This is a genomic window from Rhodococcus sp. NPDC003382 (assembly GCF_053589135.1).
This window is the reverse complement of the sequence record NZ_JBSFRH010000049.1, coordinates 16,330-38,507: the sequence shown is the minus strand read 5'-3', so window position 1 is coordinate 38,507 and position 22,178 is coordinate 16,330. Positions and strand designations below refer to the sequence as shown.

The window sequence follows — 22,178 nt, the reverse complement described above, 5'->3', positions numbered from 1 at the left end:
GACTCGATCGGTTGCACCCGGGGAGGTTGCCGACAGGAAGTGGCATCCGATTGCCCCGCGCACACCGATGGCCGAGGCGCACACTTGTAGATATTCGAATCATCCGATGTGAGGCCCCGGGAGCCTGTGCCGGGTCCTTTCTCCGAAAGGAGCCGGCGGATGCCGTACACCGAAGACGACCCCAACGAAATCGCCGTCCCCATTCACAGAGGCGCTCACATCGCCGACCCCGGGCCTTTGGGTCTGGCGGCCTTTGCCCTCACCACGTTCATCCTGTCCTGCGCCAACTCCGGATTCATCTCGTCCGATGCGGAAGCTGCCGTCTTCGGGGTGGCGTTGTTCTACGGCGGTCTCACCCAGCTCGCCGCCGGAATGTGGGAATTCCTGAAGGGCAACGTCTTCGGGGCGACGGCCTTCAGCTCGTACGGCGCCTTCTGGCTGAGCTTCTGGTACCTGGTCACCTACGTCACCGAGGACATGGGCGACGAGAGGCACGTGGGGGTGGGAATCTTCCTGCTGGGCTGGACCATCTTCACCCTCTACATGTGGTTTGCCAGCACCCGGATCAGCATTGGCCTCTTCGTCACCTTCTCGGTGCTCCTCGTCGCTTTCGTATTCCTGACACTCGGAGCGCTACTGGAGGTGACCGGCCTGACGAGGGTCGGTGGCTACTTCGGCCTCGCCGCTGCCGTCGGCGCGTGGTACTGCTCCGCTGCCGGGGTACTCAGCACGACATTCGGGCGCGTAGTCCTGCCCACGGGTCCACGTTGACAGGGGTCCGATCCGACGGGTGCGGACGCGTCTGTTACCCTCGTCGTCATGCAGCGCGCATATTTTTGGTTTAGCAGGCCGGCCCGGGGTGGGTCGGTCGGCGTAACCGAGCGCTGACTTCACCACCTACGAGCCGGACAACGGACCGGCTCGCTGGAATCTCATCTTCTCGTGGGTCGGCCTGAGAACAGGAAACCGAACCCCATGAGCACCCAAATCGACCGCATCTCGACCTCGAATCTCGACGAGCAGCGCACCGTGCGGATCAGCCCCCTCGTGGCGCCGTCCGTCGTGCGCGCCGAGCATGCCCCCGACGAGGTCGCCGCCGCGACCGTGCGTTCGGGTCGCGCCGACACCGTCGGCATCCTCGACGGCACCGACGACCGCCTGCTCGTCGTCGTCGGACCGTGCTCCGTGCACGATCCGGCCGCCGCGATGGACTACGCCCGCCGTCTCGCCGCGAAGGCCGACGAACTGCGCGACGACCTGCACATCGTCATGCGCGTCTACTTCGAGAAGCCGCGCACCACGCTGGGCTGGAAGGGCCTGCTCAACGACCCGCACCTCGACGGCACGTACGACATCAACACCGGTCTGCGGATCGGCCGCAAGCTGCTGCTGGATGTGTCGAGCCTGGGTCTGCCCGTCGGCTGCGAGTTCCTCGACCCGATCCTCCCGCAGTACTACGCGGACCTGGTCACCTACGGCGCGATCGGTGCCCGCACCGCCGCCAGCCAGGTGCACCGCCAGCTGTGCTCGGCGCTGTCCATGCCCGTCGGCATCAAGAACTCCACCGAGGGCGACGTCCAGGTCGCGGTCGACGGCACGCGCGCCGCTGCCGCCAGCCACGTGTTCCCCGGCACCGACCTCGACGGCCAGGCCGCGCTGATCCAGACCGTCGGCAACCCCGACTGCCACGTCATCCTGCGCGGCGGCAGCAGCGGACCGAACTACGACGCCGAGACGGTCGCCGACACCCTCGCCCGGCTGCGCAAGGCGGGTCTGCCGGAGCGGGTCGTCGTCGACGCCAGCCACGGCAACAGCAGCAAGAACCACGAGAAGCAGGTCGACGTCGTCACCGACATCGCCGAGCGGATCGTCGCGGGGGAGAAGGGCATCGTCGGACTCATGCTCGAGAGCTTCATCGAGGCGGGTCGTCAGGACCTGACCCTCGGCAAGGCCGACGAGCTCGAGTACGGCAAGTCCATCACCGACGCGTGCATCGACTGGGCGACCACCGCCGACCAGCTCGATCGTCTCGCCGCCGCCGTGCGCGCACGTCGCGCCTGACGGCTCGCTCCACCCCACTCCCATGCCCACCGGGAGATTTGACCCTGACGCAACGTCAGGGTTGATGCTGGGGGCATGAGAATCAGCGAGCTCGCGCAGGCGGCCGAGACCACCGTCCGGACGGTTCGGCACTACCACCGGCTCGGGTTGCTGCCGGAACCGCCGAGGTCCTCCAACGGGTACCGCGTGTATTCGTTGGAGGACCTGGTCCGGCTCATGCGGATCCGCTGGCTCGCCAAATCCGGGGTGCCACTCGGATCCGTCGCCACGGTACTCGGTGCCGCCGACGACACCGACGACCTCGGAGCCGACCTCGAAGCGCTGCTCGCCGCCGTCGAGGAACAGCAGCGAGTCCTGCAGGTCAAACGCGATTCGCTCGCGGCGATGCTGGACCTGCACCGGCGCGGTGAACCGCTCTCGCCGCTGTCCGCGCCGCTCGCGCAGGCGTTCGCCGAACTCGTCGACGGCGAGACCGATCCGCGCGCGCGGGAGTTGTTCGTCCGGGAACGCGCCAGCTGGGAGATCCTCGTGCTGTCCGGGCAGACCCCGCAACCCTTCGTCGACGCCGCAACCGCAGCCCTGACCGACCCGGAACGCCGGCACGAGGTGGTCGCCCTGTATCGCCGGTTCGGTTCGCTCGCCGGCCGCGACCCTGCCACCGTGACCGAGGAGATCGAGGAGGTCGCCGACGCCCTGGCCGCCTTCTTCGACGACCTCGCCGACCTGGACGGGATGTTCGCCCAATGGGCGACGACCGCGGCCGCCGACATGGCCGACAGTCCCCACATGGCCGAGTTCCTGCCCGATCCCGCGCAGCGCGCCGTCGCAGTACGGGTCATCGAGACGATCGCCGCGCGGGCGGTGAAGTCGTGACCGCGCAGCGGATCCACCGCGGCGCGCTGGTGGTGGCGATCCTGACGGCGCTGACGAACGCGGTGCTCGCCGCCGTAGGCGTCCTCGCGCCCGGCGCCGCGTTCGTGCTGTGGCTCGCCGTTGAACTCCCACTGTTCGCCCTCGTCGGCATCCTCACCGTCGTGCGGGTCCGGGCGCTGCGTCGATCCGGTGCCTCATGGAACGCCGTGCTCGACGACCTTGCCGGCCCCGCTGCCGACCTGATCCGCGCGGAACTGCGCGCCTACCGATCGCTGTGGCTGTTCGCCCGGCGACGCCGCGACGGCCTGCACGACGGCGTCGTCGCGATCGACTACACCAAGGGCACGATGGGCATGCCCATCGCCTTCCTGATCGCGTGTGTCGTCGAGACCGTCGCCATCCACCTGCTCGTGCCGTGGCCGTGGTTGCGCACCACCCTGTTGCTCGTCTCGGTGTACGGATTCGTGCCGATGTGCGGCATCCTCGCCTCACGGGTCATACACCCACACCTGCTCGACGACACCCGCTTCACGATCCGCTCGGGTCACCAGGTCGTGGCGACCGTCCGTTCGGAGAACATCCACGGAGCGAGGGTGCACAGAAGGTTCGGCCACACCTCCCCGATCGCGGAGGACGACGTGCTGTATCTGCCGGGCCCGGACGGCACCAATGTCGATGTGCTGCTGCGCGAACCGATCGAGGTGAGATTGCCCCATCTGCTCGAACGCCGGCGCGCCACCGCTCAGGTCGGGCGCGTGGCGTTGCAGGTCGACGACCCCGAAGACCTCCGCGCTGCATTCGCCGCACTGCGGAGCGAAACCGGGATCACCTCGACGGGCTGAAGCCGACGAGTCGCGGTCCCGGCGTCGAGGAAGTTGGCGAGAGCGGTGGGGAGGTGGCTCGGGTGCAGACTCAAAATCGTTTCAGTTGTGCGACAACGAGATGCAGTGCGGCCGTGGTGGTGAGGGTTCGGACCCGTTCGCGGTCCCCGGGGAACTGGCGGGTGACGGTGTAGGTCGGTCGTCCGTCGATCGCGACGCCGAAGCAGACGGTGCCCACCGGTTTGGTGTCGGTGCCGCCGGCGGGGCCGGCGATCCCGGTGGTGGAGACCGCGACGTCGGCTTCGAGACGGCGTCGGGCGCCCTCGGCCATCGCTGCGGCGACCTGTTCGCTGACCGCGCCGTGCGCGGCGATCATCTCGGCCGGTACGTCGATCAGCTCGGACTTGGCGTCGTTGGAGTACGAGACGACGCCGCCCATGACATAGGCCGACGACCCGGGTCGGGCGGTGAGACGCGCAGCGACGAGTCCGCCGGTGCACGACTCCGCGGTCGCGATCGACCGGCCACCGAGGACGGCGACCAGCTGGTCGTCGATGGTGGAGCCGTCGGTCGAGAAGATCTGGCGCCCATGGTGTTCGGTGAGAACACCGAGAAGACGGCGGTAGACGTCCGCGTCGCCGGAGGCGAATCGGGTCACCATGTCGAGTTCACCGCCTCGAAGACATGTGGTGATCTCGAGTCGGTCGAAGGCGGCGATCTCTGCTTCGGCCCGGCGCAGTGTCTCGGCGAGTTGTGCCTCGTGCAATCCGTAGGCGCGCACGGTTTCCTGCTGCAGGTCGTCGGCTCGGGACAGTACCTCGGCGACCGCAGGTGAGGTGACCGCGCTCGGCCACATCGCCTGCAACTCTCCGGGCGGCCCGGGCAGGATCACGAACGTCGGGATCGGCCGGTCACCGCCCACTGCTGGGATTACCACGCCCGGCGCTGTGCCGGTCGGCGGCAAGGCGGTGGCACCGGCGGGAACCTGCGCCTGCTTGCGGATCCCGATACGCGTCGGCCCTGCGTCCAGGTCCGGGGTGTTCGGACGGAAGCGGCCGATGACACCCGCGATGTGTTCTTCGAGTTCGGGGTCGAGCAGCAGCTCACGGTTACAGAAATCGGCGACGGTCGCGACGGTGAGGTCGTCGGCGGTCGGGCCGAGCCCTCCGCTGGTGACGATGAGGTCGACGCCCTGATCGGCGAGGAAGCGCAGTTGTGCGATCAGGTCGGCGGGCCGGTCGCCGCAGATCGTGATGTGGGCGACGTCGACGCCGAGTGTCAGGAGCTGCTGGGACAACCACGGTCCGTTCTGGTCGGCGATCCTCCCGGTCAGTACCTCGGTCCCGGTCACGACTATTCCTGCACGCACGCTCACGGCGTCGAGCCTAGTCGGGAGGCGTCCCAGATCAGCCGTAGGCGTCGGCGACACTCCCGGGACACAACGCGATGCCGTTCGCCGCGGACCGATGAGTTTCGGGGGCGCGGGGAGTCCAGCCCTGTGACGGCGTCCGGTTTCGGATGCCGCGGACCGGAGGAGCCTTTCCATGCACTCGACGATCTTCGTGAACCTGCCTGTCGCCGACATCGATCGCTCGCGGCAGTTCTTCACAGACCTCGGTTACACCTTCGACGAGAAGTTCAGCGACGGCCGCGCGCTGGTGCTCGTACTGGGTGAGAACCAGTTCGCGATGTTGATGGCGCGCGACTCTTTCGACTCTCTCCATCCGGCGCGGACCGCGGACGCCTCCGAGGTGAAGGAATGTGTCATCTGCTTGGGCGCCGACAGCCGTGAGGAGGTGGACGCGCTGGTGGATCGTGCTGTCGCCGCGGGCGGTGCTGCAGGGGACAGCGAGGATCACGGCTTCATGTACGGTCGCAGCTACGACGACCCGGACGGCCACTCCTGGCAGATCTTCTGGATGGACCCGTCCGCACGGGGCTGAGCGTCCCGGACCCTTTGCCGGTGCCGCAACACCTCCGGCGCCGAACTGCGCCTCCGCGCCGCCGGATTCGGCGCCTGCTCGGTCCACCCGGAACCGGAAAACACACATGGCGACCGCGCGGGCCGTCGCGGTAGTAGGGTCGCGAGCGACGAGGGTTGCCGACACGAACGAGGGACGATGGCCGACACCATGCGGGCAGCGAGATTCTATGCCGATTCGAAAACCAATGTCCTGGAAGATGTTCCGATTCCCTCGCCCGGGTCCGGGGAAGTACTGGTGAAGGTCGAGGTCTGCGGGATCTGCCATTCCGATCTGAGCCTGCTCGACGGCACCTTCCCGCCGCTGCTGCCGGTCGTCACGCAGGGGCACGAAGCATCCGGCACCATCGCCGCCCTGGGCGCCGGGGTCACCGGCTGGCAGGTCGGTGATCGGGTGATTCCGTCCGCCGGGCGCCCGTGCTTCCAGTGCCGCAGCTGCCGCCGCGGCGACCTGACCAACTGCGAGAACATCCAGCTGATGGCCTTCGCCTACGACGGCGCGTGGGCGGAGTACACGGTCGCGCAGGCCGGCGGCCTGACCCGCATCCCCGACAACGTCTCGTTCGAGCAGGCGGCGATTCTCGCCGATGCCGTCTCGACCCCCTACGGCGCCGTGGTGCGGACCGGGCAGGTCCGGGTCGGCGAGGCCGTGGGCGTGTGGGGCGTCGGCGGGGTCGGTACGCACATCGTGCAGCTGGCGCGGCTCGTCGGCGCCGTCCCGGTCATCGCCCTCGACATCGATCCCGTCGTCCTCGACCGGGCGCTCGAGCTCGGCGCCGACTACGCCTTCGACACCCGCGACCTCGACCTGCCCGCCAAGATCACCGAGGCGACGAACGGCAAGGGTCTCGACGTCGCGTTCGATTCCGCGGGTCTGAAGGTCACATTCGATCAGGCGCTGGGGGCGGTGCGCCGCGGCGGGCGGGTGGTCGTCGTCGGATTGAGCGGTCAGGAGGCGTCGCTCGGCCCGACCGCGAACTTCGGGTTGTCGCAGAAGCAGGTGCTCGGGCACCTGGGCTACAAGAACGTCGACATCGAAGTCCTCGCCGAGCTCGTCTCCCGCGGCCGGCTCGATCTGTCCCGTTCGATCAGCGAGATCGTGCCGCTCGAGAACGTCGCGGAGGGAATCGAGAAGCTGCACAACCACGTCGGCAACCCGATCAGGATTCTCGTCCGTCCCTGATCTGTCGGTACCCGGTCGTATCGTCGGCACATGGGATACGAATTTCAGGTGACGGTCGATTCGAACAGCCCGCATACGCAGGCGAAATGGTGGGCAGAAGCGCTGGGATGGCGGGTCGAGCCGAGCGACGAGAACTTCATCCGCGGTCTCATCGCCGCCGGACAGGCCCGGGAGGACGATACCGAGATCTTCGAAGGCAAACTGGTGTGGAAGATCGGTGCCGCGATCTCCGATCCGGAAACCCCGGCCCGGCCGCGCGTGTTGTTCCAGCTCGTGCCGGAAGGCAAGACGGTGAAGAACCGGCTGCACTTCGACATCCGCGCCGGCGACGACCGCGACGCGCTCGTCGACAAGCTCGTCGCGGCCGGTGCGACCGTCCTGTACCGAGGAAGCCAGGGCCCGTACGAGTGGGTCACCATGACCGATCCGGAAGGAAACGAATTCTGCGTGGCCTGACCGAGGTCGGGGCCCGCCCGCAGGTCAGCGGAAGCTGCGCGGTGTGGATCCGGTCCAGCGCTTGAACGCGCGCCGGAACGCGCTCGGTTCCGAGAAGCCGAGTCGTGCGGATAGATCGTCCACCGACTCACCGCGGCGCAGGCCGGCGATGGCCGCGTCCCGCAGTACTTCCTCACGGAGGTGGCCGAGCGACGTGCCCTCCTGCCGCAGCAGGCGACGCAGGTGCGGGGCGCTCACCGACAGCATGTCGGCGATGTCCTCCGCGCTGGCCGTGCGTCCCTTGATGCCCGACTCGAAGATGCGACGTACCTGCGCCGACGCGGTCGACTCGTAATCACGTTCCGACAGCATGAGATTCGGTGACTCGCGCAGATATTCTTCGAGGCTGCTCTCGGACTGCACGAGCGGCGACCGCAGCGCGGCATTGTCGATTTCCAGCGCCGCGCGGTCGGCGCCGAACGTGACGGGGACACCGAAGATCGCGTCGTAACTGCGGGCGAGCACCGGATCCGGTTGCGGATAGGGCATTTCCACCGATTCCAGGCGCACCCGCCCGCCGACCAGCCACGCCGCGAAGCGGTGCAGCAGCATCAACAGGAAATCGACGGTGACCCGGGTCTTTTCGGTCACCACGTCGGGGAGCCCGACATCCAGGAAGGTCGTTTCCGGCCCCGGCGTCAGCGTCAGGGTCGGCAGCGTCCGCATGACCCGGTTGACCTCGACCATGCGGGTCAGGGCATGCGACAGGTCGGGGCAGTGGATGAGGGTCAGGCACATCACCCGGAAGGATCCACGCGGAACCGGTCCCGAGCCGAGTCCGAACAGTTCGTCGTCGGTGATCTGCCACGTCACCTGGGTGAACCGGCTGACCTGCTCGGGTGTGAGGCGCGCGTGCGGCTGCGCCAGTACCGCCCGGCTGATCCGCGCCGCATCCAGCGCCGGCGCCAGATCGACTCCTTCGGCGGCAGCGAGCTGGACCGCCCGGCTCACGAAATCGGACGGAATGGTGGGAGCCGACACGTCAGTGCGCCTCCCGCAGGGTCCGCAGCCGTCGCACACCTTCGGTGAGAATCTCGTCGCGTTTGCAGAACGCGAACCGCACCAGATGATTCCACCGTTCGGGATGATCGACGAACGCGCTCACCGGCACCGCGGCGACACCGATCCGCCGGGGCAGGCTGCGACAGAACTCGACAGCGTCGGTGACGCCGATCGGGGTGACGTCCGCGCACACGAAATATGTTCCGGCCGAATCGAGTACACCGAATCCCGCGTCGGCCAGTGCCGTGGACAGCAGATCGCGCCGGCGTTGCAGGTCGTCGCGCTGTGCGGCGACCCAGGCCTGCTCGTGCTTCAGCGCGTACGCGACCGCCGGCTGGAACGGTGCCCCGGCGACGAACGACATGAACTGCTTGGCGGCGCGCACGCCGTCGATCAGCTCGCGCGGCCCGAGCGCCCAGCCGATCTTCCAGCCGGTCACGTTGAACATCTTCGCCGCGCTCGACACGGTGACGGTGCGTTCGGCCATGCCGGGCAACGACGCGAGCGGGGTGTGCCGGCGACCGTCGAACACCAGATGTTCGTACACCTCGTCCGACAGCACCAGCAGATCTCGTTCGCACGCGAGTTCGGCGACCGCGGTCAGCGTCGCGTCGTCGTACACGGTGCCCGTCGGATTGTGCGGGGTGTTGACGACCAGCATGGTGGTGCGGTCGGTGACCGCGGCGCGCAGCGCGTCGACGTCGAGCACGAAACCGGATCCGGAGCGTTCCAGGGGGACCGCGCGCCGGGTCGCTCCGGCCAGCGCCACCGACGCGGCGTACGAGTCGTAGTACGGCTCGGTGAGCAGCACCTCGTCACCGGGTTCGACGAGCCCGAGGATCGCGGCGCTGATCGCCTCGGTCGCGCCGACGGTGACCAGTACCTCGCCGTCGGGGTCGTATTCGAGTCCGTACCGGGCGGCGCGATCGTCGGTGATCGCGCGGCGCAACTCCGGCATGCCCGGGCCGGGCGGGTACTGGTTCACGCCGTCGGAGATGGCCTGACGGGCCACCTCGAGCATCGCCGCAGGACCGTCCGTGTCGGGGAAACCCTGCCCCAGGTTCACCGCGTCGTGCTGGATGGCCAGGGAGGTCATCTCGGCGAAGATCGTGGACGCGAACGGTCGGAGCCGGTTGACCGTGCGGACCGGTCGCGGTGACGTCATCTCAGCCATTTTGCCAGCGTAGCGGGGGTGCGGTCGGTTCGATCGGGCAGTAGTGTCACATTCGGGAAGGCTACCTCGTCCAAGAAGATGAACGGCCCATACGGGGCCGGTGACGAACGGAGACGATCATGGCTCGCATTCCCGTGGTGACCCCCGACCAGGCCGGCCCTGCGACCAAGGTCGCGTACAAGATGGCCGCGCGGATGTTCGGGGAGGTGCCCGAGCCGTTCACGGTGCTCGCCCACCACCCGGGCCTGATGCGCAGCAACGCCGTGCACGAAATGCTCGCGCAGCGGGCGTCGAAGGTGTTGCCGAAGAACGTGCGGGAGATCGCGGTGTACCGCACGGCCTGGAACATCGGATGCTCGTGGTGCGTCGACTTCGGGACGATGCTGCAGCGCCTCGACGGACTCGACACCGAGCGACTGGAGCACATCGCCGACTACAAGACCTCGGACCTGTACAGCGACGACGAACGCGCCGCGATCGAGTACGCCGATGCGATGACCGGCAACGTTCGCGAGGACGTCACCGACGAGCAGGTCGCCGACCTCGAACGCCGCTTCGGGCAGGCCGGGCTCGTGGAACTGACCTACAACATCGCGCTGGAGAACATGCGGGCCCGCATGAACTCGGCGCTGGGCATCCACGACCAGGGCTTCAGCACCGACGCCTGCCGCGTGCCGTGGGCGGACCAGTCGGCCGCTCAGGGCAGCACGAGTTCGCCGACCGGCCCCGGATTCCAGGCGACCTCCCAGCGGAAGCCGTCGGGATCGGAGAAGTAGCCGGTGTAACCGCCCCATTCGCGGTCCGTGCCGCCGGTGACGGTTCCGGCGCCTGCGGCACGGGCCGTGGCGAGCACGCTGTCCACCTCGTCGCGGGATGCGACGTTGTGCGCGAGTGTGACCGGAGGGATGCCGTCGCGGGACGTGGTTCCGCCGACCTCGGCCTCGAAGTGCGCACGATCCCAGAGGGACAGGACGATGTGCGCACCGACCTGGATCATGAGGACCTCGCCCGGAGCATCGACGGTCGCCGTCCAGCCCAGCCCGTCGACGTAGAACGCGCGGCTGCGGGCGACGTCGTCGACGGCCAGGGTCACGAAGCTCAGGCGCTGTTCCATGCGGGTGCTCCCAGCTCTTGTCAGTCGGTCCAGGGGGACGGCACCTTGACGCGCCGCAGCTTCTCGGGGTTCGCGATGTCGTAGGCCGCCCAGACCTGTCCGTCGACGACCGTGCACGCCATGATGCGGCCCGGGAAGCCCTGGTGGGTCGCGTCACCGGGGGATCCGCTGTTGACGAAACCGAGCTGCCCGTTGACCAGGGCGGGTGTGAAGCCGAGCAGGGACTGTTCGCCGTACTTCTGGACGAGGCCGAGGAAGAACCGGGCGGCCTTCTCCGGTCCGACGATGACGTTGACGGCGGTGCGGGTGGTGCCGTTCGCATCGCCGATCATGCGGGCGTCGGGGTGGAGTGCCGCGACGACCGCCTCGAGATCGCCGGTGGCGATCGCCTCCATGAGCCGCTGCACGGCGGCGTTGTGCTCGTCGTCGCTCACCGGTGGGGGTGCGGCGCCCGCGACGCGGCGCGCGCGGGACGCGAGTTGCCGGGCGGCGGCGGGTTCCACCCCGAGGATGTCGGCGATCTCGCCGAACGGTACGGCGAACGCGTCGTGCAGGACGAACGCGACCCGTTGCGCGGGGGTGAGGGTGTCGAGCACGACGAGCGCGGCGAGGCGGTTGTCCTCGAGTTGCACGACTCGTTCGAGCGGATCCGGGGGTGTGGCGCCGGTCAGCGGGGTGACGATCGGTTCGGGCAGCCACTGGCCGATGTACTTTTCGCGCCGGACCGTCGCGGAGCGCAGGCGGTCCAGGCACAACCGGCCGACGACGGTGGTCAGCCATGCCCGCAGGTCCTCGATGCCGTCGGAATCCGCGCCGTCCAGGCGTAGCCAGGCATCCTGGACGGCGTCTTCGGCGTCGGCGACGCTGCCGGTGAGCCGGTACGCGACCGACAACAGGTGGGGCCGGTGTTCCTCGAACGAATCGACGAGCGACGCAGCGCGCATGGGTCCGATGGTACGACGCCCGGTCGTGGGTCGGGCGGCCCTTGATAGGCAAGTGGTTACTTGCCTATAGTGGGGCTCGTGGCCGACGTCTTCCACGCGCTCGACGATCGGACGCGCCGCATCATCCTCGACGAACTCGCGGCCGGCGACGGCCGCACGCTGTTCGAGATCTGTTCCGTGCTCGCGATGCGTCACGGACTCGGTCTCACGCGCCAGGCGATCTCGCAGCATCTCGCGGTGCTCGAGGCCGCCGGGCTGGTCGTCACGGAGCGACGCGGACGATCCAAGTTCCACTACTTCGACCCCGCACCGCTCGCGCAGATCACCGAGCGGTGGCCCACTCGCGAAAGGACAGACCGATGAGGATCAACCTGACGAGCGTGTTCGTCGACGACCAGCGAGCGGCCCTCGCCTTCTACACCGACGTGCTCGGTTTCGTGAAGCACCACGACATTCCGATCGGTGACGCCTCGTGGCTCACCGTCGTCTCGCCCGATGCTCCGGACGGACCGCAGCTGCTGCTCGAACCCGCGGGGCACCCGGCGGTCAAGCCGTATCGTGACGCACTGCGGGAGGACGGAATCCCGTTGGCGCAGTTCGCCGTCGACGACGTGGAGGCCGAGCATGCCCGGCTCACCGCCAAGGGCGTCGAGTTCACGATGCCGCCCACGGACATCGGCACCGCGGTCGTCGCCGTCTTCGACGACACGTGCGGCAATCTCATCCAGATCGTCGCCGAGAAATAGTTGCGAGTCGCAACATCTGTTGTGTCCAGATGTAGTTCGCGTCAGGTGCTCCTTCGCGACGCAACGGCGTCCTCGGTCGACCCCAATTCGGCGTGATCCCCGGACGACACGCGGCGATATCCTTGAGGAGACGCCCACGAGGTGGGGCGTACGGAGGAACTTGCGCCGGTCGTGCCGTCGGGACCGGTGCGTGCGAACTACGAGTCGACGGAGTGAGTAGCTCGTCCGATGAGCGCAGCGGATCCGCTCGACACGCAGACATACCCACCCGACCCGGCCGGGGAGTTGACCGCTGCCGGTTTCGAAGGGGTCGAGCAGATCGGCCACGGCGGGTTCGGAGTGGTCTACCGCTGCACCCAGACGGACCTGCATCGCACGGTCGCGGTCAAGGTGCTCACCGTCGATCTCGACGAGGAGAACCGGGCGCGGTTCTTCCGGGAGCAACAGGCGATGGGCCGGCTGACCGGGCACCCGAACATCGTTCACATCCTGCAGGTCGGCACCACCGGCAGCGGCCGTCCCTACCTCGTGATGCCGTACCACCGGCGGGGGTCTCTCGATGCGCGGATCCGCAGCCTCGGTCCGCTGCCGCTGGATCAGGCCCTGCGGCTCGGGGTGAAGATGGCCGGTGCGATCGAGTCGGCGCACCGCCTCGGCATCGTGCACCGCGACATCAAACCGGCGAACATTCTGCTCACCGACTACGACGAACCCCAGCTGGCCGACTTCGGTGTCGCGCAGATCGCCGGTGGTTTCCGAACCGCCACCGGTGCGGTGACCGGGTCGCCGGCCTACACCGCGCCGGAGGTGCTGGCCGGGGACCCGCCGAGTCCGGCGGCCGACGTCTACGGTCTCGGTGCCACCGTGTTCAGTGCGCTGACCGGCCATGCCGCGTTCGAGCGCCGCAGCGGGGAGCAGGTGGTCGCACAGTTCCTGCGGATCACCACGCAACCGGTACCGGAGCTGCGGGAGCACGGAATCCCCGAGGACGTGTCGGAGGCGATCGCGCGGGCAATGGTCCGGACTCCGGCGGAGCGCCCGGCCACCGCCGCCGAGTTCGGCGAGGAGCTGCGGCTGCTGCAGCGCCACCACGGTTTCCCGGTCGACGAGATGGCCCTGCCCACCGAGAACGAGGGAGGGGTCGCGTCTGTCGGGTCCGGAGTCGTCGCGGAGACCGGGGACTCGGAACCGGGGCCACGCGAGCGACGTCGGACCACGGCTGCCGCCGCGGCGGGCGTGACCGGTGATCTGCCGCTGGACCTGACCAGTTTCGTCGGCCGCCGGCAGGAACTGACCGAGGCGAAGAATCTGCTGACCGGGTCGCGGCTGGTGACGTTGACCGGGATCGGCGGGGTGGGCAAGACGCGCCTCGCGGTGCACGTCGCGGCCGCAGTGCAGCGCGACTACGCCGACGGCGTGCGGCTGGTCGAGCTCGGTGCGCTGCACGACGGGTCGTTGCTGCTCGACGCGGTGTCCACCGCCGTGGGGCTTCGGGACCATTCGGCGCGGCCGGTGCAGGAGGCGCTGCTCGAGTTTCTCGCCCCGCAGCAGATGCTGCTGGTCCTCGACAACTGCGAGCACGTGATCGACGCGGCAGCCGAGCTGGTCGAGGTGCTGCTGCGACGGTGTCCGGGGGTGCGAGTCCTGGCCACCAGCCGCGAACCGTTGGGGCTCGGCGGGGAGACGGTGCTGCGGGTTCCGCCGCTGGGCGTTCCGGATCCGGAGCGGTCACTCTCGTTGCGGGGGCTGCCCCGCTTCGATGCGGTGAAGTTGTTCGTCGACCGGGCTGCGGTCGCCGTGCCGGGTTTTGCGCTGACCGAGGAGAATGCGGCGGCGGTGGCCGGGATCTGTCACCGGCTCGACGGGTTGCCGCTGCCGATCGAGCTGGCCGCGGCCCGGTTGCGGGCCCTGTCGCCCGAGCAGATCCTGGAGCGATTGACCGACCGTTACGCCCTGTTGACCCGCGGCAGCCGGGGTGCGCCGACGCGGCAGCAGACCCTGCGGTGGTGCATCGACTGGAGTTTCGAATTGTGCACTGCCACCGAACAACTCGTGTGGGGTCGGGTGGCGGTGTTCGCGGGCAGTTTCGATCTCGACGCGGCCGAGCACGTGTGCGGGGAAGGGCTGGCGGTGGGGGAGTTGCTCGACATGTTGACCTCCCTGGTGGACAAGTCGATTCTGATCCGGGAGGAGGCCGGGTCGGTGGTGCGATTCCGGATGCTCGAGACGCTGCGCGACTACGGCGTCGAGAAGCTCGAGCAGTCCGGCGAGGATCTCGCATTGCGTCGCCGGCACCGGGACTGGTACGAGGCGTTGGCAATCGCCGCGCGGGCCGAATGGTTCAGCGAGCGTCAGCTCGACTGGATCGCCCGCCTCAAGCGGGAACTGCCGAACCTGCGCGAGGCCCTCGAATTCAGCCTCGAGGACGACCCCGCCGCCGGGCTGCGCATCGCCGGCGAGCTCTATCTCTTCTGGGCCTCCCAAGGCTTCTACAACGAGGGGGGACGCTGGTACGAGCGGTTGCTCGCCCGCCAGAGCGGGCCACCCACGGTCGAGTGGGTCGAAACGCTCTACCGTGCCACCGTGATGGCCAGTGTGCAGGGCGGCCTGCAGGCGGCAGCCGGGTTCCTGGAGACCGGGCGCAGGCTGACCGCGCAGACCGACGATCCCCTGATGCGCGCTCTGGTCGATGCCGCCGACGGCTCGCTGGCGCTCCACAGTGGCGACCTCCCGCACGCTGTTTCCCACCTCGAGGCCGCCCTCGCCCATTTCCGTGGACGTGCGGAACCCACCCGCGAGGTAGGCATGCTGTATTCGCTGGGGTTGGCCCTCGGGCTGTCCGACCGGATACCGGAGGCCGTCGAATGCCACGAACGTGTGCTGGCAATGACCGAAAGACACGGCGACAGGATGTATCGGTCACTGTCGCTGTGGGCCTTGGCCGTCGACGTGTGGCGACAGGGAGAACCGGATCGTGCGGTGCAGCTCCTGGAGGAATCGTTGAATCTGGCCCGGCAGGTGCGGTACCCACGCGTGGTCACGTCGTGCCTCGAGGCGCTGGCCTGGATCACCGCTGACCTGGGCGACCTGAAGCGGGCAGCGGTCCTGATGGGGGCGGCGGAAGGATTGGCGCGGTCGATCGGCAGTGCTGCGGTGATACATTCCAATCTGCTTGTCTACCATCGGGAATCCGAGCGGAAGGCCCGTCAGCACCTCGGCCGCGAAGCATTCGCCGCGGCATTCGGCCGAGGTGAACAACTCGGCTTCGACGCGGCCATCGCCTACGCGCTCCACGAGCAACCGCCGGCCGACTCCACGCGTGAGACCGAGGCGTCGGTGCGACTGACCAAGCGGGAACGTCAGGTTGCCGACCTCATCGGGGAAGGCCTGACGAACCAGGCCATCGCCCGTCGGTTGGTGATCTCACCGCGCACCGCGCAAGGGCATGTGGAGCACATCCTGGCGAAACTCGGCTTCACCTCCCGGGCGCAGGTCGCGGCCTGGGTGGCGGAGCAGACGCACGACTAGGTCCCGGCGTCGATCCCCGCCATGCGCTGAGGAGCTCGTCGCGGAGAGCGGACTTGGTGGCGCGCAGTCGTACGGAGTCGGTCGGTCTCGTCATCATCGCCGCCTGCAGCAGATGCAGGAACCTGGTCCGCCCCACGCCGAAGGTGATGAACAGTTCCTCGGCGCCGGCCCCGCCGAAGGGCGCCCATTCGACGGCGAAGGCGACCAGCTTCCGGTCTCCGGGATCCAGTGACTGTACGCTGGCAAGGAAGTCGCAGGTCATGAGGGAACGCCGGACCCAGTCGACGTCACGCGACGGCGCCGCCGCATTCGGCTGGACGTGGTACCTGCGGGCGCCGCGGTCCGCGATGCGGGTGGGGGAGTGGGGGCGGCGACCTCGCAGGGGTATCGGTGCAGCATGTTCGCTCACCGCAGCGGGTGACAGCGTGGCCGGTGTTTCGGGCATGAGTGCCTCCCGGTGGAAGGAGCGTTTCGGGGTCCTTCGAGGATCGTGCGCTCGCGGGATTCCGGGAACGGCCGACCGACGGGGTGAGGTACCTGTTTTCGACCCGTGGCCCGGGCATCGAGTGTGCACGTCTTGTCGAAAATGCCGGAAATGTCGACAACAAGTGCACGCTCGGCGGGCCGATCCGGCGCCGCCGTCGTCACAAACCCTGCGCGATCACCGCCGCGGTGACGCGGTCGTCGACGGACGACACCGGGTCCTCCCGCCCGACCCACGCGTCGCCGCCGAAGTAGGTGCGGAAGATCGCCTCGGACGTGCGGGTCGCGAGCGCCTGCGTCGTCAACGTCGGATTGGGACCACCCAGCGAATTCGCGAGCGCCGAATTGTCCGCAACGAAAAGCCTTTTCACCCACCGCGCCTCGCCGGTGGCGTCGAGCACCGAGTCGTTCTCACTCGTCCCCATCCGCATGCTCGACTGGGCGTGCAGGATCAGCGGCGGCCAGTCGCAGCGGTGCACGGATCGCGCGCCCGCGGCCCGCATCAGCTCGACGGCCTTGCGGGTGCAGTACTCCCGGTTCCGCCGCGTCCGCTCGGACCGCTGCCGGTGCCGCATCGTCACCTTCGGTGCGAGCCCGCCCTCGTCCGGAAGCAGCATCGTCGAGCGGGTGACCCGATTGCCGGGTTCGACGTCGTCGTCGGTGATCACCAGTGCCGCCAGGGTCCGGTTCGCGTCGTCGAGGGTGGCGAGCAGATCCCGGCCCACCAACCGGCCGAGACTGTCGGCCCCGGCCTCGTCGACGACGCCACCGGCCCGGCCGTAGCCGTGGATGCCGGAGTCGCTGAACGCCAGCGAATACGCCTGCAGCGCCGGCGGCATCCCGACCTGTTCGATGCCGCCGTATCCGGGCAGGTCGACGCGCGCATTCGAGCCGGCGCCCCGGGTCTGGCCGGTGTCCTCGTCGAACACCCCGAACACCGCATCCATGTGGTGGTCCGTCAGGCCTCGGCCGACCCAGTCGTTCGGGTTCGGCAGGTCCGACGCCAGCCACAAGCGCGGTGATTCGATCGCGCCCGCGGCGAGCACCACGACCTGTGCATGCTCCTCGTGTTCCTCGCCGTCGAGGGTGCGGAACCGCACCCCGCGCGCGGTCGTCTCTCCGTGTACGTCCTCGGTCAGTACCTGCGTGACCGTCGCGTCGGTCACCAGCGTCGCGGCCCGCCCGTGCGGCGACCACGCCTCCGCGGTGAGCATCATCGGCACGTACGAGTTGTCCGTCGACCGTTTCGCCTTGAGGTTGCGGGGCGCACCCGCCGGCAGGTAGCAGCCCTGGTAGCAGTGCCCGCACATCGTGCAGCCGCGCGCCTCGGGGTGACGCAGTCGCTGCGGGTCGCGGGTGCGCCCGGCGGTCCCGCCCGGCTGCAGGATCGCGTTCTGCTGCGCGCGGTGCGAGGCAACGGTCGTGTCGTGCGTCGTCTGATGCGGCAGGCCGAGCGCGGCCGCACCGCGCAGGAAGATCCGTTCCTTCGTGCCCATGGGGGCGGTCTGCACCGGCAGGGTTGCCTCGACCCATTCGTAGTAACGGCGCAGTTCGTCGTATCCGAACGGGAACAGGTGGTCCGTGTCGTACATGTTCCGGTCCGCGCCGTCGTAGCCGACGAACACGCCCGGCACCGCGCGCGGCGAGTTGCCGAAGTAGTGCAGCGTGGTTCCGCCGACCCCCGCGACCTGCCACACGTACGAATTCTGCGGCAGGTCGCGCAGCCACGGGGTGCGCGACCGGTCGCCGGGACCCTGCCGGAAGAAGCCGGTGAGGGGATTGTTCGCGTCGTCCTCGAAATGCGTCCACTCGTTCTCCGGATCCGCGAAGCGCGGCCCGGCCTCGACGACGAGGACGTCCAGTCCGCGTGCCGCGAGTTCTTTCGCGACGACCGGCCCGCCACCGCCGGACCCGATCACGATCACGTCCCGCACGTCACTCCTCGATCCGGTCGACGCCGCGGTAGTAGCCCGCGAACTCGTCCCACCCGTCGGCGACACCGTCGTAGCGGGCCAGTTCCCAGCCAACGGGCCGGCCGGTGAGGACCCGGCGGTCGGGGTCGAACGCGGACACCTCCGAATACGCGGCGAACGCGGCGAGCGTGGGAATCGCGTTGACCACGTAGGTGAGCATCGTCCCGTCGAACTGCGGTTCGGTGTCGAGCAATTCGAAGACACGGGCTTTCGCGGCGTGGTTCAGATTCGCGAACGGTGCCGCGAAGGGACCGACGAGCGACCCCGCGTCGACGGTGACCGCATACATGTTGACCAGCGCGGCGACGGCGGCCGCCCCGGGGAGGTTCCCGCCGGCCCGGTCCAGCAGCGGCACCGGCGACGCGTGGTCGAAGGTGTGCTCGAGCGAGGCCGCGGCGTCCTCGGTGGCGCCACCGACCCGATCGGTGGACACACCCTGGTGCCGCGAATAGGGGTCGTTGCCGGGGACGACGAACGCGAGGATGCCGCAGATCGTGTCGCGGACCGGCGGGGCAGCGGCGGCCGGGCGTGCGATCGCCTCGGCCGAGAACAGAGCGGTGATCCCCATCAGGGCCGCCGCGGTCCCGGCCATGCCGGCCAGGAACCGCCGCCGAGTCCACACCGGGTCGTCGTCTCCGCCCACCTGCGCTCCCGTCCTCGTCGATCGTCGATCGAGCTTAGGGGCTGGAGTCGCGAGTTCCGATCAGGCTGCGCAGAACCGTTGAGCGCGTCGCCCCCGGACGGCACTCTTGCTGAAGTCATATCGCCGCACAGGGGGATTGCCGTGTACGAGTGTTCGGAGTGTTGTCGCTGACCCAGCGACCGCCGACGTGCAGGTCCGACGACCGCGCGTTGCAGAGATCTTCCGGCTGTATCGCACCGCACTCGTTATCTGCGCTCCGTCGCATGCGTATCGACGATTGCTGCCCGCGGTAACGCCACCCGCCCGGCCCGAGTCCGTAGGGCCTTCTTCCAACGCAAGGAACAGCTTTCACGATGTCGCACTCCACGCTGCGCGCCCGACTCACCCGGTCGGTCGCCGTCGTCGCAGCACTGCTCACCGTCACGTCCGTCGCGGCCGCGTGCTCGTCCGGGTCGGATGTCACCACCACCGAGGACGGCCGAACCGTGCTCCGGTACGAGGGGACGGCCTCACAGGTCACCTATCCCGAACTCGCCGAAGCGTTCGGGTTCTACGAGAAGGTGAAGCTCGACTGGATCGGGGACAACACCAGCGGTCCGCAGTCCATCCAGAACGCCGCAACCGGACAGACCGATTTCGGTGGCGCGTTCAACGGCGCGGTCATCAAACTCCAGGCCGCGAACTCGCCGATCACGTCGGTGATCGGCTACTACGGTTCCGACAAGCAGTCGTACAACGGCTACTACGTTCTCGAGGACAGCCCGATCCGCACCGCGCGGGACCTGATCGGCAAGAAGGTCGGGATGAACACCCTCGGTGCACACCACGAGTTCCTGGTGCGGGAATGGCTTGCGCAGCAAGGACTCACGCCGGACGAGATCAAGCAGGTCGAGCTGATCGTGGTTCCGCCGGTGAACACCGAGCAGGCACTGCGCGAAGGACAGATCGACGTCGGCACGCTCGGCAGCGTGTTCCGGGAGACCGCCGTCGAACGGGGCGGCATCCGGCCGCTGTTCACCGACGAATCGCTGTTCGGCGCCTTCACCTACGGAACGTACGTCTTCCGCGACGAGTTCATCGCCGAGAACCGTGATGCGGTAGCCGATTTCGTGCAGGGCACCGCGCGGGCGATCCGGTGGGCGCAGACCACCCCGCGCGACGAAGTGGTCGCCAAGTTCAAGGAGATCATCAACGCCCGCGGCCGCAACGAGAACACCGATCTCGTCGAGTACTGGAAGAGCCCCGGTGTCGCCGGCCCCGGCGGTGTCATCACCGATCAGGAGATCCAGACCTGGTTGGACTGGCTGACCCGCAACGGTGAGCTCGAGGACGGCAAGTTCACCACCTCGGACATCTACACCAACGAATTCAACCCCTACGCCAACGGCACCTACGACCCGAGCGCCGGGCCCTACGGTGAACCCGTCGAGGAGGCGGCGAAGTGAGCACCACCCCGAAGCTCCGCCTGGAGCATGTGACCAAGCAGTTCGCGGTGCGCGGCAGCAACGACACGTTCACCGCACTCGACGACGTCAGCATCGATCTCGCCGCCGGGGAATTCCTGGTCCTGGTCGGCCCCAGCGGTTGCGGAAAGTCCACCCTGCTCGATCTGCTCGGCGGTCTGAGCGAACCGACCTCGGGCCGGATCCTGCTGGACGGCCGCCCGATTTCCGGGCCCGGCCTGGACCGCGGCATCGTCTTCCAGCAGTACGCACTCCTGCCCTGGCGCACGGCACGGGCCAACATCGAGTTCGGCCTGGAAGCCAAGGGCCTGCCGAAGAAGCAGCGCCGCGCACTCGCCGACGACTACCTCGACCTCGTGGGTCTGGCCGGCTTCGGCGACCGCTACCCGCACGAATTGTCCGGCGGCATGAAGCAGCGGGTCGCGATCGCCCGCAGCCTCGCGTTCGATCCCGAGGTTCTGCTCATGGACGAGCCGTTCGCCGCGCTCGACGCCCAGACCCGCGAATCCCTGCAGGACGAACTGCTGCGGATCTGGAAGGAAACCGGCAAGACCATCCTGTTCATCACCCACGGCATCGACGAGGCGATCTACCTGGGGCAGCGCGTCGCCGTGCTCACCTCCCGCCCCGGGCGGATCAAGACGATCGTCGACGTCGACATCGACCGGAACGTCGACGACGTGCGCTCCGGCGAGGCGTTCCGGCACTACCGGCACGAGATCTGGTCACTGCTGCACTCCGAGGTCGAGCGTGCCCGCGACCTCGAACTCGGCACCGCAACGGAAGAGGTGGAGCATGTCTAGTCCGACCGCAACCCTGACCCGGCCCGTCGACACCGAACCGGCCGTCGTCGAACAAACCGTCGTCGCAACGGATCCGACGAAATTACGACGCGCAGGCCGCCGGGCCGGTGCGCTGGCGTGGAAGGGAATCAAACCGGCGGTCGCGATCGTCGTGTTCCTCGCCGTGTGGGAGACCGCGCCGCGGCTCGGTCTCGTCGACGAAGTGTTCCTGCCGCCGCTGTCGACCGTGCTCGGATCGCTGGCCGATCTGATCACGAGCGGACAGTTGGCAGACCATCTGGGCGCCAGCCTCTCCCGGGCTCTCATCGGGTTCTCGATCGCGCTGCTCGTCGCCGTCCCGCTCGGCGTCGCGATCGGCTGGTACCGGCCCGTCGCCGAGTTGCTCAACCCGATCCTCGAGCTGTTCCGCAACACCGCGGCTCTCGCGCTGCTGCCGGTGTTCGTGCTCGTCCTCGGGATCGGGGAGACCTCCAAGATCGCCCTGGTGATCTACGCGAGCACCTTCCCGATCCTGCTCAACACCATTTCGGGTGTGCGCACGGTGGATCCGCTGCTGGTCAAGTCCGCCCGGTCGCTGGGGCTGCCGTCCTACCGGCTGTTTCAGAAGGTGATCCTCCCGGCAGCGGTCCCCACGATCTTCACCGGTATCCGCATGGCCGCGGCGTCGTCGGTGCTCGTGCTCATCGCCGCCGAGATGGTCGGTGCGAAGGCAGGACTCGGCTACCTGATCACGGCCTCGCAGCTCAACTTCCAGATCCCCGCCATGTACGCCGGCATCATCGCGATCTCGCTCGTCGGGCTGACGTTCAACGGCATCCTCGTCACGATCGAACGTCGACTCTCCCGCTGGCGTCCCGAACACTGACCCACCCGAAGCACACAGGATCAGAA

Annotated in this window: 21 protein-coding genes; 14 read left to right on the top strand and 7 right to left on the bottom strand. The window is 68.4% G+C overall.

From position 1 onward, the window contains the following. Window positions 1-159: 159 nt before the first annotated feature. The 4 genes from ACWDUD_RS25415 (at window position 160) to ACWDUD_RS25400 (ending at window position 3,776) form a co-directional block, all read left to right on the top strand. On the top strand, window positions 160-771 hold the full coding sequence (locus ACWDUD_RS25415; RefSeq protein ID WP_450111107.1) for an acetate uptake transporter: 612 nt from the start codon (window positions 160-162) through the stop codon (window positions 769-771). A 204-nt stretch (window positions 772-975) separates the two neighbouring features. Then, entirely contained in the window at window positions 976-2,061 is a 1,086-nt protein-coding gene (locus tag ACWDUD_RS25410) for a 3-deoxy-7-phosphoheptulonate synthase (RefSeq protein WP_450111106.1), read from the top strand. Window positions 2,062-2,136: 75 nt separating this feature from the next. Further along, window positions 2,137-2,934, top strand: a complete 798-nt coding sequence (locus tag ACWDUD_RS25405; protein ID WP_450111105.1) for a MerR family transcriptional regulator — start codon at window positions 2,137-2,139, stop codon at window positions 2,932-2,934. Continuing rightward, complete coding sequence (locus tag ACWDUD_RS25400) at window positions 2,931-3,776, top strand: hypothetical protein (RefSeq protein ID WP_450111104.1); 846 nt, start codon at window positions 2,931-2,933, stop codon at window positions 3,774-3,776. Before ACWDUD_RS25405 ends, ACWDUD_RS25400 begins: the two co-directional genes overlap by 4 nt. Before the next feature lie 70 nt (window positions 3,777-3,846). On the opposite strand, the gene ACWDUD_RS25395 is transcribed toward ACWDUD_RS25400, so the two are convergent. Further along, the gene (locus ACWDUD_RS25395) at window positions 3,847-5,130 is read right to left on the bottom strand and encodes a competence/damage-inducible protein A (RefSeq protein ID WP_450111103.1); all 1,284 of its coding nucleotides are present in this window, start codon (window positions 5,128-5,130) and stop codon (window positions 3,847-3,849) included. Window positions 5,131-5,299: 169 nt separating this feature from the next. Here ACWDUD_RS25395 and ACWDUD_RS25390 point away from each other — a divergent pair, with 169 nt between their 5' ends. The 3 genes from ACWDUD_RS25390 (at window position 5,300) to ACWDUD_RS25380 (ending at window position 7,375) form a co-directional block, all read left to right on the top strand. Beyond that, window positions 5,300-5,698 (top strand): VOC family protein, encoded by a 399-nt coding sequence (locus ACWDUD_RS25390; RefSeq protein ID WP_450111102.1) that lies wholly within the window; start codon window positions 5,300-5,302, stop codon window positions 5,696-5,698. Window positions 5,699-5,875: 177 nt separating this feature from the next. Then, window positions 5,876-6,919, top strand: coding sequence for a zinc-binding dehydrogenase (locus ACWDUD_RS25385; protein WP_450111101.1), 1,044 nt, complete (start codon window positions 5,876-5,878; stop codon window positions 6,917-6,919). A gap of 30 nt (window positions 6,920-6,949) precedes the next feature. Beyond that, window positions 6,950-7,375: a VOC family protein gene (locus ACWDUD_RS25380; protein ID WP_450111100.1), complete on the top strand. Its 426-nt coding sequence runs from the start codon at window positions 6,950-6,952 to the stop codon at window positions 7,373-7,375. 24 nt (window positions 7,376-7,399) lie between these two features. On the opposite strand, the gene ACWDUD_RS25375 is transcribed toward ACWDUD_RS25380, so the two are convergent. Together ACWDUD_RS25375 and ACWDUD_RS25370 are read right to left on the bottom strand one after the other, a co-directional pair. After that, window positions 7,400-8,395 (bottom strand): AraC family transcriptional regulator, encoded by a 996-nt coding sequence (locus tag ACWDUD_RS25375; RefSeq protein ID WP_450111099.1) that lies wholly within the window; start codon window positions 8,393-8,395, stop codon window positions 7,400-7,402. 1 nt (window position 8,396) lies between these two features. Then, window positions 8,397-9,590 carry a pyridoxal phosphate-dependent aminotransferase gene (locus ACWDUD_RS25370; RefSeq protein WP_450111098.1) on the bottom strand — a complete coding sequence of 398 codons (1,194 nt, stop codon included), beginning with the start codon at window positions 9,588-9,590 and terminating at the stop codon, window positions 8,397-8,399. Window positions 9,591-9,709: 119 nt separating this feature from the next. On the opposite strand from ACWDUD_RS25370, the gene ACWDUD_RS25365 reads away from it, so the two are divergent. Beyond that, window positions 9,710-10,366 carry a carboxymuconolactone decarboxylase family protein gene (locus tag ACWDUD_RS25365; RefSeq protein ID WP_450111097.1) on the top strand — a complete coding sequence of 219 codons (657 nt, stop codon included), beginning with the start codon at window positions 9,710-9,712 and terminating at the stop codon, window positions 10,364-10,366. Here ACWDUD_RS25365 and ACWDUD_RS25360 read toward each other — a convergent pair. Continuing rightward, entirely contained in the window at window positions 10,288-10,704 is a 417-nt protein-coding gene (locus tag ACWDUD_RS25360) for a VOC family protein (protein ID WP_450111096.1), read from the bottom strand. The genes ACWDUD_RS25365 and ACWDUD_RS25360 overlap by 79 nt on opposite strands. 20 nt (window positions 10,705-10,724) lie before the next feature. Then, window positions 10,725-11,648: a sigma-70 family RNA polymerase sigma factor gene (locus ACWDUD_RS25355; RefSeq protein ID WP_450111095.1), complete on the bottom strand. Its 924-nt coding sequence runs from the start codon at window positions 11,646-11,648 to the stop codon at window positions 10,725-10,727. 78 nt (window positions 11,649-11,726) lie between these two features. Between ACWDUD_RS25355 and ACWDUD_RS25350 the strand changes: the two genes are divergently transcribed. From ACWDUD_RS25350 to ACWDUD_RS25340, 3 genes are all read left to right on the top strand, one after another. Beyond that, window positions 11,727-12,011, top strand: a complete 285-nt coding sequence (locus tag ACWDUD_RS25350) for an ArsR/SmtB family transcription factor (protein WP_450111094.1) — start codon at window positions 11,727-11,729, stop codon at window positions 12,009-12,011. Then, window positions 12,008-12,394, top strand: coding sequence for a VOC family protein (locus ACWDUD_RS25345; protein ID WP_197250050.1), 387 nt, complete (start codon window positions 12,008-12,010; stop codon window positions 12,392-12,394). Before ACWDUD_RS25350 ends, ACWDUD_RS25345 begins: the two co-directional genes overlap by 4 nt. Window positions 12,395-12,622: 228 nt before the next feature. Then, window positions 12,623-15,922, top strand: a complete 3,300-nt coding sequence (locus ACWDUD_RS25340; protein WP_450111093.1) for a protein kinase domain-containing protein — start codon at window positions 12,623-12,625, stop codon at window positions 15,920-15,922. Between the two features lie 644 nt (window positions 15,923-16,566). Here the strand turns inward: ACWDUD_RS25340 and ACWDUD_RS25335 are convergent. Both ACWDUD_RS25335 and ACWDUD_RS25330 read right to left on the bottom strand, forming a co-directional pair. Next, window positions 16,567-18,339 (bottom strand): GMC family oxidoreductase N-terminal domain-containing protein, encoded by a 1,773-nt coding sequence (locus ACWDUD_RS25335; protein ID WP_450111092.1) that lies wholly within the window; start codon window positions 18,337-18,339, stop codon window positions 16,567-16,569. 1 nt (window position 18,340) lies between these two features. After that, entirely contained in the window at window positions 18,341-19,021 is a 681-nt protein-coding gene (locus ACWDUD_RS25330) for a hypothetical protein (protein WP_450111091.1), read from the bottom strand. A 353-nt stretch (window positions 19,022-19,374) separates the two neighbouring features. Here ACWDUD_RS25330 and ACWDUD_RS25325 point away from each other — a divergent pair, with 353 nt between their 5' ends. From ACWDUD_RS25325 to ACWDUD_RS25315, 3 genes are read left to right on the top strand one after another with little or no spacing between them, the layout of a single operon-like run. After that, window positions 19,375-20,466 carry an ABC transporter substrate-binding protein gene (locus tag ACWDUD_RS25325; protein WP_450111090.1) on the top strand — a complete coding sequence of 364 codons (1,092 nt, stop codon included), beginning with the start codon at window positions 19,375-19,377 and terminating at the stop codon, window positions 20,464-20,466. Next, window positions 20,463-21,287: an ABC transporter ATP-binding protein gene (locus tag ACWDUD_RS25320; protein WP_197250038.1), complete on the top strand. Its 825-nt coding sequence runs from the start codon at window positions 20,463-20,465 to the stop codon at window positions 21,285-21,287. The genes ACWDUD_RS25325 and ACWDUD_RS25320 overlap by 4 nt, the downstream gene beginning before the upstream one ends. Next, window positions 21,280-22,152, top strand: coding sequence for an ABC transporter permease (locus tag ACWDUD_RS25315; protein ID WP_197250037.1), 873 nt, complete (start codon window positions 21,280-21,282; stop codon window positions 22,150-22,152). Before ACWDUD_RS25320 ends, ACWDUD_RS25315 begins: the two co-directional genes overlap by 8 nt. The last annotated feature ends 26 nt before the right edge of the window (window positions 22,153-22,178 follow it).